Origin of the sequence: Maribacter caenipelagi (assembly GCF_004364175.1) — a bacterium.
Lineage (GTDB): Bacteria > Bacteroidota > Bacteroidia > Flavobacteriales > Flavobacteriaceae > Maribacter > Maribacter caenipelagi.
Genome location: NZ_SNZW01000011.1, coordinates 277,232 through 289,523, shown reverse-complemented (window position 1 = coordinate 289,523; position 12,292 = coordinate 277,232). Strand labels below are relative to the sequence as shown.

The following is a 12,292-nucleotide window of genomic DNA, read 5'->3' as shown; positions in this document are numbered from 1 at the left end:
TCGGTTTTTTTATGCTATACATCTTGTTTTACTTCTTATTTTTGCAGTATGCTAGAAGATAAAGAACAAGAAAGAACATCGTTAGAGAAATTAGGTGAATTCGGACTCATAGAACACCTGACTAAAGATTTTAAAATCGAACAAAAATCTACCTTAAAAGGTATTGGTGATGATGCTGCAGTTTTAGATTTTGAAAACAAAAAAACGGTTATCAGTACCGATCTTTTAATAGAAGGGGTGCATTTCGACCTTGCCTACATGCCACTAAAGCATTTAGGTTACAAATCTATTATGGTCAACCTTTCTGATATTTACGCCATGAACGCTACGGCGACTCAAGTAACTATTTCAATTGCAGTTTCAAATAGATTTCCGTTAGAAGCACTTGAAGAATTTTACGCTGGTGTGGCAACAGCATGTAAAGCATATAATGTAGATTTAGTTGGTGGTGACACCACCTCATCTAAAACAGGGTTAATGATCAGCGTTACCGCCATTGGTATCGCAAATGAAGAAGATATCGCTTACCGTTCAGGTGCTCAACCAAATGATCTTTTAGTAATTAGTGGAGATTTAGGGGCTGCATATATCGGACTTCAAGTATTAGAGCGTGAAAAAGAGGTTTTTAAAGTGAACCCTAATAGTCAGCCAGATTTAGAACCATATTCTTATATCGTAGAACGTCAGTTAAAACCTGAAGCTCGAAAAGATATTACTGAACTATTGAAAAAATTAGATGTTCACCCAACATCGATGATTGATATTAGTGACGGACTTTCATCTGAGATTCTACATTTAAGCAAGAGTAGCGGATTGGGAATTGACTTATACGAAGACAAAATTCCTTTAGACCCTACTGTTATTTCAGCTTGCGAAGAGTTTAAAATAGATAGTACACTTGTTGCATTAAGTGGCGGTGAGGACTATGAATTATTGTTCACTATAGACCAAAAAGAATTTTCGAAAATAAAAGGCAATCCAAACTTGACCGTTATTGGTCATACTACAGGAAAAGACGAAGGTGCATTCTTGATTTCAAGGAGTAATACAAAGATTCCATTGACCGCACAGGGTTGGAATTCATTCGAATAAATCTGAAAAATTTAAGCTACTTGTTGCGTAGGCGTATGTGCACGTGCTGAAGTATGTCTTCTTTGATAAATATGCTCTAAAGTTCTATTGATATCTTGTAATTCAGGAGTCAAAATAGAAAGGTTACCACTTACATCGGTAGTGACTTCTTTTTGACAGTGAATACACTTGTACTCTTTAATATGAGAAGTCACCTTTTTTGAAATTGAATAGTGATGACCGAAGATGCTGCAGAATATTTTTTTCATGCTGTAGGTTTTTTAGCAAAAATTTCGATTTGGGCAATCGAGAAAATGCGATTAATATATTAGATTGAAACTCAAGGAAATTTGCATACGCTTTGTTTCCTTTGGTTAAAGTACTACACATTAAAAGCCTGTACCAGTAATTGTTGTGAGTTTTACCTAACCTGTTGTCAATACCCTTTTTTTTGCTGTTTCATAAAATGAAAAAGCCTCTCTTGCCTGTTATTTAATAATCTTTCACTTAATTTGCACCCATGTTCACAAAGAAGGAAACCCTAGTTACAGCCTTTGCATTGTTCTCCCTTTTTTTTGGAGCGGGCAACCTTATTTTACCCCCGTTATTAGGTTTCAATTCCGGTAATCAATGGTTAATAGTAACTATTGGTTTTGGTCTATCGGCAGTTGCTATACCCGTACTTGGTATTTTGGCACATGCAAAACTACAAGGCACCCTAATCGATTTTGGAAATAAGGTATCACCGACATTTAGTCTAATATATGCGTTTTTCATTTATGCGATTGCGATTGCATTACCCAGCCCCAGAACAGCTTCGGTAACATATGAAATGGCTATACAGCCGTATTGGGATATCTCATCTTGGTTTACAAGTAGCATATACTTTGCTTTAGTATTGTTATTCGCTTTAAACCGTTCTAAGATATTGAGCATACTGGGCAAAATATTAACTCCTGCAATAATTCTAATTCTTCTTTTAGTAATAGGAATTACCATTTTCTCGTTCCCCTTCGATTTTGGAAGCACCACGATTGCTAGTCCGTTTACAAACGGAATACTAGAAGGCTACCAAACATTCGATGCTATTGGTGCTGTTGTGGTAGGCGGAGTTATTATCATATCCATCAATTTAAAATACACCCATGTATCCTATGAAGAGAAAAAACTGCTAATACGCAATGCAGCTTGGTTTGCAGGTTTATCATTGTTTTTAATTTATATGGGGTTAATAATATCTGGGGCATTATCGCATACTGCGTTTAATGAAGACACCACTAGAACAGAAATATTATCTGGTTTGGCCATACAAAGTTTAGGCAATATTGGTAATTTATTTCTAAGCATTCTTGTAAGCTTAGCTTGCTTTACAACTGCTGTGGGTATTGTTACGGGAACAGCAGATTTTGTAGCATCTAGATTTAATGAGTCACAATCTATCTATACCATAACAGCAATTCTAGGTAGTGTACTTGGTATCTTAGTTGGGCAATTCAATGTCGCCTATATAATTGCAGTGGCCATACCTTCATTAATGTTTATTTACCCGATTACAATTATTCTTATTCTATTGAATGTGGTGCCAGACAAATATGCATCTGTTTTTGTTTTTAGAGCTGTTACGATAACCACTATTCTATTTAGTATTCCAGATTTTTTAAGCAGCATCAGTGCATTAGCTCCTGCTGCAGACACTTTCTCATGGATTCCGCTACAACAGTACAGTTTGGGGTGGGTATTGCCGGCTTTCATTGTGTTTGTACTTTCTAACGTTTATATCAACTCCACCAAAAAATAACTTTCAAAAAATTATTTTATCTAATTCATACCCAAAACCAAACCTTCGCAATTTGGTTTCCGTAAGTGAGGTATACTAAAAAATTAGATTATGAAAATTTTAAAAACGATTAAACTTGCTACTCTTGCCTTAACCATAGGACTTACCACTTCATCTTTCGCTCAAGATGGCGGTATGGAAATGAAAAAGGACAAGAAGATGAAGAAGGAAAAAATGATGATGGAAACCAAAATGGTAGGTGGTGCAGAAATGTATCCCAATAAAAACATCATTGAAAATGCAGTGAACTCAAAAGATCATACAACCCTAGTTGCAGCCGTAAAAGCAGCCGACTTGGTTGAAACTTTACAAGGTGAAGGTCCTTTCACTGTTTTTGCACCAACAAATGAAGCTTTTGAAAAACTGCCAAAAGGAACCGTTGAGACTTTGTTCATGACAGAAAATAAAGCAAAACTTCAATCTGTTCTTACATATCACGTTGTTGCCGGTAATGTAAGTGCTATGGACTTAATGAAAATGATTAAAGATGGTAAGGGAAAAACGGAGTTAACTACTGTTAATGGCGGTATGCTGACCGTAATGGTAAAAGGTAAAAATGTAGTATTAAAAGATGCTGGTAGTAATATGTCTATGGTTACCATAGCAGATGTACATCAGTCAAATGGAGTTATACATGTTGTGGACACCGTAGTATTGCCGGGCATGTAATTATAAAAAATTTCCCCATTTAATTTAAGCGGCCCACAATTGTGGGCCGCTTTCTGTTTTTAAAACTCAATTTCCAAACTGATAGGACAATGGTCACTACCCATGATCTGATCATGAATTTCGGCAGATTTCACCTTGTCCCAAATAGATTCACTGACCAAAAAGTAGTCTAAACGCCAACCCACGTTTCTACCTCTGGCACCACCTCTCATACTCCAGAAGGTATATTTGTCAAATGTTGTAGGATGTAGAGTTCTAAAGCTATCTACTAATTTGACTTCTTTCAACATGTTGTCAAAGCCATCAATCTCCACTTGTGTAAATCCTGATGTCTTATTGTAATTACTTTTTGGGTTCGCCAAATCATTCTCGGTATGTGCCACGTTAAAATCGCCTGTAATGATCAACGGTTTAGACTTTGACAGCTCTTTTAGGTAATTGGTAAAGTCTTTGTCCCATCCGGCACGGTAATCCAATCTTTTTAACCCGCTACCACTATTAGGAATATATACATTGATTAAATGGAAGTGCTCATATTCCGCATGTGTAATTCTTCCTTCCAAATCATGAAGTTCTACACCCATGTTCTTATTAAAGGCAACCGGTTTTTCTTTTGACAGAATACCTGTACCCGAGTAGCCTTTTCTTTCGGCACTGTTGCTAAACAGCTCATACCCCGAAACATCTTTTAAAGCTTCGGCAACCTGATCATCTTGAGCCTTTGTCTCTTGTACACAAAACACATCGGCATCAAAATCTTTTACGACTTCTTCGAATCCTTTTTTTACAGAAGCTCTTATGCCATTAACGTTCCACGATACTAATTTCATTCTATGCTCTTATTTGTTCATTAATTCTTCAATCTCATCAGCCTTGATCGGTATGTTTGCCATCAAGTTAAAAGGCTCTCCTTTTTCTTGAATAACCACATCATCTTCTAAACGGATTCCCATTTTCTCTGCAGGAATATAAATACCTGGTTCTACGGTAAATACCATATTTGCTTTCATAGGGGTTTTCAATGCACCGTAATCATGCGTATTTAAACCAATGTGGTGACTGGTTCCGTGCATAAAGTACTTTTTGTATGCTGGCCATTCTGGGTTCTCATTCTGTACATCTGCCTTATCCAATAACCCAAGTCCTAACAATTCAGAGGTCATTAGTTTACCACATTCTTTATGATATTCCGCCCAAAGAGTACCAGGCACCAACATTTTGGTAGCCTCGTCCTTTACTCGCAATACGGCATTATATACTTCTTTTTGTCTTTTAGTGAATGTACCACTTACGGGAATAGTTCTTGTAAGGTCACTTGAATAGTTTGCATACTCGGCAGCAGTATCCATCAAAATTAAATCGCCCGCATTACACGGCTTATTGTTCTCTAAATAATGCAACACATTGGCATTGTTACCAGACGCTATTATTGGCGGATAAGCAAACCCTTTAGATTTGTTACGTACAAACTCATGCAGTAGTTCGGCTTCAATTTCATACTCCATTACTCCCGGCTTTACAAAACCAAGTAATCTACGGAAACCTTTTTCGGTAATATTACATGCGGTTTGCATGATATCGATTTCCTCTGGTTCCTTAATTCCTCTAATTTCTTGAAGAATGGGGTTACTCTTGGCAACTTTATGAGCAGGATATTCTCGCTTACACTTTTCAATAAAACGATCTTCTCTCGTTTGCGTTTCTACCGCTTGTCTATAATGTTCGTTGGTATTAAAGTATATCGTTTCTGCCTCGGTCATTAGGTCAAAGAAAATCTTATCGAAATCTTGTAACCAGCAAATAGTTTCAATACCAGATACTTCAGTAGCCTTTTCCTTTGTCAATTTTTCTCCTTCCCAAATAGCAATATGTTCGTTTGTTTCACGAACAAACAGAATTTCGCGATGCTTTTTGTTGATGGCATCGGGAAACAGTACTAATATAGTTTCTTCCTGATCTGCCCCAGAAAGGTAAAAGATATCTCTATGTTGCTCAAAAGGTAAAACGCTATCCGCTCCTATTGGGTAAATATCGTTAGAATTAAAAACGGCAATGCTTTTAGGTTGCATGCGGTCCATAAACTTCTTGCGGTTCTTAATAAATAGGGAGTTAGGTATTTGTTCGTATTTCATGAATTTTTATTTTGATATAAAATTACGCATAATGTGTTGTTTCCTTAAAAATTAGGGCATGGAATTATAATATTTACAAGTCAGCAACGGTTCTTTCTTAGCAACAAATTAGCTAACTTGTATACCTAAACCAAACACAAACAACTCATGAAAAAAATCGCTTACCTAATCATAGGTGCACTTTGCCTACAGGCATGCTCAGAAGCTAAAAAAGAAGAATCTCAAGCCGAGCTCTTTGCAAGAATCGACACAGAAATAAAGCAAAACTCTAAAGGCTATAGCACACTAAAAGAAGCTACGGAAACCATTGGTCACAGATTAACGGGATCAACTAATGGTGCCAAGGCAGAAGAGTACACTTACAACAAATTCAAGGAATATGGTTTTAAGGATGTTGAATACCAAACCTTTGAAGTTGAAGCTTGGGCAAGAGGTGATGTTTCTTTAACCATCAACGATGAAGATATTAAGGTAGTGACTTTGGGTCATGCACCTGTAGAGGCACATGTTACCGGAGAAATAGTAGATATGGGCAATGGTCTTGATGCTGACTATGCCGCAAACCCAGACGCCGTAAAAGGAAAAATCTCACTAGTATATATTAATATTTTACCAGGAAGTGAAGAAGGACTTACCAATTTACACAGAAGTGAAAAAACTGCTTTAGCCATAAAGTATGGTGCAATTGGCATCATTATTATTAACCAAGTGGATAATGGTGTTTTATTAACGGGTACTGCATCCGTTACCGGAGAATTGATTCCAATTCCTGCGGTATGTATTGGAAAAGAAGACGGTATGGCATTGAAGGAAACTTTAAAAACTAAAAAAGCTACTGCCAAAATTGATATGACCAATACGAGTGATATTATTAAGGCAAGAAACGTTGTAGCCACATTACCTGGTTCAGAAATTCCGCAGGAAGAAATTGTAATTGGCGGACATTTAGATTCATGGGATCTAGCAACTGGCGCTATTGATAATGGTATAGGTTCTTTTGCGGTTATAGATATTGCAAGAGCGTTCAAAGCAAATAACCTTCACCCAAAACGTACCGTAAAGTTTGTCATGTTCATGGGAGAAGAACAAGGACTGCTTGGTTCAAAATATTTAGTGGAACAGGCTATTGAAAACAATACGATAGACAACATCAAATACATGATGAATTTAGATATGTCTGGCAACCCTATTGGCATGAACGCTGGCGGACAGTTAGATAACGAACAGTTTTTTAAAGATTTAGGCGCAGCCATTAAGCAACAAGACACTATATATGAGAATAAATTTTCCAATAAATCAGGCTTGCACAGTGATCACCAACCATTTATGTTAGAAGGTGTTCCAATTTTATCGGTACATAGTAATCTAGACCGTTCAATTTATGGATGCTACCATTCTGATTGTGATGATTTTCATTTGGTAAATGAAGACCACATGAAAAACACGGCTCGTTTTGGCACTATAATGTTATATGCCCTTGCAAATGCCGATACCTTACCTGCCACTAAAATGGATAGCGAAACCACAAAAGAATTTATGATCAAAAATAATTTAAAGGAGAAGTTGATCATTGGTAACGAATGGAAATGGGAAGAATAATTCCGTTGAAAAAAATACTAAAAAGGCAGGGTATTGTACTCTCATTACTCTGCTTTTCATTTATAGTAGGATGCTCTCAGCAAACCAACGAAGAACCAGTAGATTATTTTACTATTGTAAGACCTGAATTTACGGGCAAACTGGCATATGAGACCACAGATTTTGTAGAAGACTATTGGCGCATTGTCGGCAACACCGGATTCAATAAAACCATTTACCTCATCGCCGATAGTTTAGAAGCTTCGGGTTATGTTTTAGAGGAAAAAGCACAAGAAAACAACCGATTCACCTATCGAATCGAAAAAAGGTCTATGACCCATCAAACTTGGGAACCTGTATCTGCCTCTTTACAAATTGTCGGTGCCGACAAACCTTTGTTGCTTTCAGAAACCAACCGTAACATGACCTATTTAAATTCGGTTTCTACGCCTAAAAAAGGAGTAAAAACTGAAGTGGTTTGGATAAAATCCTTAAAGGATTTTGAGTCCGCTTCTATTAAGGGAAAAGTTGTATTTGCAGAAATGAGTGCCCGTAAATTGTATAAAACAGCAATTGGCAAAGGTGCCATTGGCATACTGACCTATGACAATCCTGCATATTTACAACCAGAAAAAAACACCACTTCTATTCAATTTAGAAGTCTCCCTGCCCAAGATGATGACGGTTTCTGGGGCATTGCGCTATCCTACGAAGCAAAAGAAAAATTAATAGCACAGCTTAAAAAAGGAAAAACAGAAGTTCTGGTGAATATCCAGACCAAAAGATATCCATCCGAAGAACTAACAATTGTTGCAGAAATAAAGGGTAATGAACTACCTCATGAGCGTTTGGTGTACAGTGCACATGTTCAAGAACCAGGGGCAAATGACAATGCCACCGGGGTTGGCACACAACTGGAAATGGCTAGAACTGCAGCCAGATTATTTGCTGAAGGTAAAATTGATTTTAAACGAACAATGACCTTTTTATGGGGCGATGAAATTATTTCTACCAGACGGTATATTCAAGAAGATGCCCAACGTGCCAATGGAATCAAATGGGGAATTAGCCTAGATATGGTAGGTGAAAACACTTCAGTAACTGGCGGAACTTTCTTGATTGAAAAAATGCCAGACCCAAGTGCCATTTGGACCCGCGGAAAGGATAAGCACAGTGAATGGGGCGGTGAGGTTTTAAAATTAGCGGATATGAAACCCCACTACCTTAATGATTTTATTATTTCAAACTTTAAAAAGCAAGGGGAATATGCCAATTGGGTGGTAGAAACCAATCCTTTTGAAGGTGGCAGTGATCATACTCCGTTTTTACAGGCTGATATACCCGGACTTCTACTTTGGCATTTTACAGACCAGTTTTACCATACCGATTATGACCGTATAAACAAAGTATCCCAAGAAACCATGAAAAATGTAGGTACAGCAGCATTGGTTAGCGGATTGGAATTGGTGAATTCTGACGCAGCTTTTGCCTTAAGTCAAATTTCAAATCTAAAACGGAAGGCATTTGAACGTTTAGAAAATGAATTTCAATTGAGTTTAACTGCCATAGAAAGCGGTAAAGATCTTGAAGATGAAATCGCAATTCTTAACGCTTGGGAAGATTGGTACACAAAAGCCATCTTAACCGTAAACGATGCTTTGCCAAATTCTAAAACAGCAATGGAAAAAGATATTAAAAAAGCAAACGTATCAATAAAATCAAAAACAAAGGAATTGGTTAGTCGATTAAAAACCGCCTCTCAAAACTAATCAGTAACTTACCGTCAGTAGTATAAAAACATAAAAATGAAACAATTTTACCTATTATTACTCGCCAGTATCTCAATAGCATCGGCACAAATACAGCCTACCTCATCACAACAAATTGATGCGTCGTTAAAAGCGAAAAAAGCAATGGATGCCAATTCTTTGGTAAAGAACATTCCATTAAAGAATATTGGTCCGTCTGTAATGAGTGGTCGTGTAGTAGATTTAGCGGTCAATGAAGATAACCCAACGGAATATTATGTGGCATATGCTTCCGGTGGTTTATGGTATACCAATAATAACGGTAATTCATTTACTCCAATAATGGATGATACCGAAACTCAAAACCTAGGTGACATTGCAGTACATTGGCAAAGCGGTACTATTTGGGTGGGTACAGGAGAAAATAACTCATCCCGTTCTTCTTATGCCGGTATAGGCATATTAAAATCTACGGATAAAGGAAAAACATGGCAGCATATGGGCTTGCCAGACTCCCACCATATTGGGCGTATTATCGTAAATCCTGATAATGCAAACGAAGTAACGGTTGGCGTAACGGGTCATTTATATTCTACAAATAAAGAACGTGGTATTTACAAAACTACAGACGGTGGTAAAACATGGAAAAACACTTTATACATTGATGAAAATACTGGTATTATAGACGTTGCCGTTTCTCCAAATAATTTTGACATTCAATATGCAGCTGCTTGGCAAAAAGATAGAAAGGCTTGGAATTTTAGCGGTAATGGTGAAGGTTCTGGTATTTACAAAAGTACCGATGCAGGTACAACCTGGACCAAAATCTCTACTCCAGCAAGTGGTTTTCCTACGGGAGACGGAGTAGGTAGAATTGGTTTAGCCGTTTTTGACGATAATACGCTATATGCCGTTCATGACAACCAGTTTAGACGAGAGAAATCCAAAGAAAAGAAAGATAAACCATCGGGCTTAACAAAAGATGACTTTAAATCGCTCTCTAAAGAACAGTTTTTAGACTTGAACGATAAAGACCTGAACGAGTTTTTAAAGACCAATAATTTTCATGAAAAATATAGAGCTGCCAATGTAAAACAAATGGTACGTAGCAATGTAGTAAAGCCCACAGATCTTGCCTTGTATTTAGAGGACGCCAACAGCATGCTTTTTGACACGCCCGTTATTGGTGCGGAGGTCTACCGTAGTAATGATGGAGGTAAAAGTTGGACAAAGCAAAATGAAGATTATATAGATGACCTATTCTATAGCTACGGCTACTATTTTGCGCAAATTAATGTAGACCCAAATAATGTTGACGCCATTTATTTGGCAGGTGTACCTATAATTGCTTCTAAAGATGGCGGTAAAACCTACACCTCTATCAATGGGGATAATGTACATGCAGACCACCATGCGTTATGGATCAATCCTAAATTATCAGGTCATCTTATCAATGGAAACGACGGTGGTGTTAATACCAGTTATGATGATGGTAAAAATTGGTTCAAGAACAACTCGCCCACTGTTGGTCAATTCTATGCCATTGCCGTAGATAATGAAAAACCTTATAACGTATATGGCGGATTACAGGATAACGGGGTATGGATGGGACCTCATAATGCCGAAGAAAATAACGAGTGGCACCAAACGGGTCAATACCCTTGGACATCTATTTTAGGTGGCGATGGTATGCAGGTAGAAATTGATAACCGCAATGCCAACATTGTTTATACCGGTTATCAATTTGGAAATTATTTTAGAATAGATTTAGAAAAGGACCAACGTAAGTATATTCAGCCAAAACATGAGTTAGGCGAAGCTCCTTATCGATTTAACTGGCAAACCCCTATTCTGCTTTCTCCCCATAATCAAGACATTCTTTACATGGGAAGTAATAAAATGCATCGTTCCTTAAATAAAGGAGATACTTGGGAAACAATTTCTGGCGATTTAACTCAAGGCGGTAAGACCGGTAATGTAGCGTACGGTACACTTACCACTATTTCTGAATCGCCCTTTAAATTCGGATTAATATATACCGGTAGTGATGATGGTTTAATTCAACGTACGGATAACGGCGGCGGCAATTGGGTAACATTATCAAAAAATCTGCCCCAAAATTTATGGGTAAGTAGGGTTATCGCTTCAAAACATAATAAAAACAGAGTGTATGCCACATTGAACGGTTACCGTTCAGATGATTTTACACCGTATGTATATGTAAGTGATGATAAAGGAACAACTTGGAAAAGTATCTCCAATAACATACCTACCTCCGCTGTCAATGTAATTACCGAAGACCCAGAAAACGAAAACCTCTTATTCGTTGGTACGGATAATGGATTGTATGTGACATTGGATAGAGGAGCAACTTGGCAATCTTTTCAAAATGGGATGCCCTATGTAGCAGTTCATGATTTGGTAATACAAAAAGAAGCAAAGGACCTTATTGTTGGTACGCATGGTAGAAGTCTCTACAAAGCTGATATTTCTGCGCTTCAAAAACTGACCGATGATGTCCTGAATAAAGATTTACATGTATACGCCTTAGAAAATATAAAGCATTCTACTCGTTGGGGCAATTCATGGAGTTCATGGTCAAAACCAAGAACACCTGGTTTGGACATCTCTTTTTATTCTGACAGTGATGATGTATACCAAGCCAAAATTATTTCATCTGATGATATTGTGGTAAGCGAAACTGAAATCATTGCCAATAAAGGCTTAAACATTTTATCATATGATGTAGCTTTTTCTAAAATAGGGAAGTTAAATTACCTTAAAAAACACAAGACCGTTTTAAAGCAAGCCGATAACGGCAGCACCTATCTACCTAAAGGCACATATACCGCTGAGATTAAAGGAAATGGTACTGTTGAAAAGGTAACTTTTGATATAGAATAACAAAATGAAAATAACCGACTGGAACGAACTGCCAGATTTGGGCGTAAGTCATAATCCTGAAATAAAGAAAAGAACATTGATCCCTCGTGGTGAAATTCCTCAATTAATGATGTACGGTACCGCAGTGTTTAAGCCTGGTCAAAAAGTAGAGCTTCATAAACATGATACCATGTACGAGGTTTTTCATATACAGACCGGCAAGGCAATTTTTACTATTTCAGGAAAAGATTATGAGGTAGGACCAGGAAAATGCATTACCATAGCCCCTGGAGAACTACATGGTCAACATAACCCGTTTAACAATGATGTCACCTGGACCTATTTTGGTATTGCTACAGATTAAGCTTTAAAAA

General features: G+C 37.4%; 10 protein-coding genes. 7 read left to right on the top strand and 3 right to left on the bottom strand.

Translation table 11 applies throughout. From position 1 onward, the window contains the following. Nucleotides 1-48: 48 nt before the first annotated feature. On the top strand, nt 49-1,092 hold the full coding sequence (gene thiL, locus DFQ03_RS02085; RefSeq protein ID WP_133671371.1) for a thiamine-phosphate kinase: 1,044 nt from the start codon (nt 49-51) through the stop codon (nt 1,090-1,092). 11 nt (nt 1,093-1,103) lie between these two features. Here thiL and DFQ03_RS02080 read toward each other — a convergent pair whose 3' ends face one another. Beyond that, entirely contained in the window at nt 1,104-1,340 is a 237-nt protein-coding gene (locus DFQ03_RS02080) for a hypothetical protein (RefSeq protein WP_133671370.1), read from the bottom strand. 251 nt (nt 1,341-1,591) lie between these two features. Here DFQ03_RS02080 and DFQ03_RS02075 point away from each other — a divergent pair, with 251 nt between their 5' ends. Both DFQ03_RS02075 and DFQ03_RS02070 read left to right on the top strand, forming a co-directional pair. Next, a complete protein-coding gene (locus tag DFQ03_RS02075) occupies nt 1,592-2,869 on the top strand; it encodes a branched-chain amino acid transport system II carrier protein (protein ID WP_133671369.1) in 1,278 nt (425 codons plus the stop codon). Between the two features lie 90 nt (nt 2,870-2,959). Further along, nucleotides 2,960-3,577, top strand: coding sequence for a fasciclin domain-containing protein (locus DFQ03_RS02070; RefSeq protein WP_133671368.1), 618 nt, complete (start codon nt 2,960-2,962; stop codon nt 3,575-3,577). A 59-nt stretch (nt 3,578-3,636) separates the two neighbouring features. On the opposite strand, the gene DFQ03_RS02065 is transcribed toward DFQ03_RS02070, so the two are convergent. Both DFQ03_RS02065 and DFQ03_RS02060 read right to left on the bottom strand, forming a co-directional pair. Next, a complete protein-coding gene (locus DFQ03_RS02065; RefSeq protein WP_133671367.1) occupies nt 3,637-4,407 on the bottom strand; it encodes an exodeoxyribonuclease III in 771 nt (256 codons plus the stop codon). A 9-nt stretch (nt 4,408-4,416) separates the two neighbouring features. Continuing rightward, on the bottom strand, nt 4,417-5,709 hold the full coding sequence (locus DFQ03_RS02060; protein ID WP_133671366.1) for an aminopeptidase P family protein: 1,293 nt from the start codon (nt 5,707-5,709) through the stop codon (nt 4,417-4,419). Between the two features lie 147 nt (nt 5,710-5,856). Between DFQ03_RS02060 and DFQ03_RS02055 the strand changes: the two genes are divergently transcribed. Genes DFQ03_RS02055 through DFQ03_RS02040 form a run of 4 tightly spaced genes read left to right on the top strand, consistent with a single transcriptional unit; the run spans nt 5,857 to nt 12,282 of the window. Continuing rightward, nucleotides 5,857-7,308, top strand: a complete 1,452-nt coding sequence (locus tag DFQ03_RS02055; RefSeq protein WP_133671365.1) for a M20/M25/M40 family metallo-hydrolase — start codon at nt 5,857-5,859, stop codon at nt 7,306-7,308. After that, nucleotides 7,296-9,056 carry a M28 family peptidase gene (locus DFQ03_RS02050; protein ID WP_133671364.1) on the top strand — a complete coding sequence of 587 codons (1,761 nt, stop codon included), beginning with the start codon at nt 7,296-7,298 and terminating at the stop codon, nt 9,054-9,056. Before DFQ03_RS02055 ends, DFQ03_RS02050 begins: the two co-directional genes overlap by 13 nt. A 36-nt stretch (nt 9,057-9,092) precedes the next feature. Further along, entirely contained in the window at nt 9,093-11,939 is a 2,847-nt protein-coding gene (locus tag DFQ03_RS02045) for a VPS10 domain-containing protein (RefSeq protein WP_133671363.1), read from the top strand. 4 nt (nt 11,940-11,943) lie between these two features. Next, a complete protein-coding gene (locus DFQ03_RS02040) occupies nt 11,944-12,282 on the top strand; it encodes a cupin domain-containing protein (RefSeq protein ID WP_133671362.1) in 339 nt (112 codons plus the stop codon). Nucleotides 12,283-12,292: the final 10 nt, after the last annotated feature.

Coding starts and splice junctions, on each gene's coding strand:
- DFQ03_RS02045 (WP_133671363.1), top strand. CDS start 9,093: ATGAAACAATTTTACCTATTATTACTCGCCAGTATCTCAATAGCATCG.
- thiL (WP_133671371.1), top strand. CDS start 49: ATGCTAGAAGATAAAGAACAAGAAAGAACATCGTTAGAGAAATTAGGT.
- DFQ03_RS02055 (WP_133671365.1), top strand. CDS start 5,857: ATGAAAAAAATCGCTTACCTAATCATAGGTGCACTTTGCCTACAGGCA.
- DFQ03_RS02060 (WP_133671366.1), bottom strand. CDS start 5,709: ATGAAATACGAACAAATACCTAACTCCCTATTTATTAAGAACCGCAAG.
- DFQ03_RS02040 (WP_133671362.1), top strand. CDS start 11,944: ATGAAAATAACCGACTGGAACGAACTGCCAGATTTGGGCGTAAGTCAT.
- DFQ03_RS02080 (WP_133671370.1), bottom strand. CDS start 1,340: ATGAAAAAAATATTCTGCAGCATCTTCGGTCATCACTATTCAATTTCA.
- DFQ03_RS02075 (WP_133671369.1), top strand. CDS start 1,592: ATGTTCACAAAGAAGGAAACCCTAGTTACAGCCTTTGCATTGTTCTCC.
- DFQ03_RS02050 (WP_133671364.1), top strand. CDS start 7,296: ATGGGAAGAATAATTCCGTTGAAAAAAATACTAAAAAGGCAGGGTATT.
- DFQ03_RS02065 (WP_133671367.1), bottom strand. CDS start 4,407: ATGAAATTAGTATCGTGGAACGTTAATGGCATAAGAGCTTCTGTAAAA.
- DFQ03_RS02070 (WP_133671368.1), top strand. CDS start 2,960: ATGAAAATTTTAAAAACGATTAAACTTGCTACTCTTGCCTTAACCATA.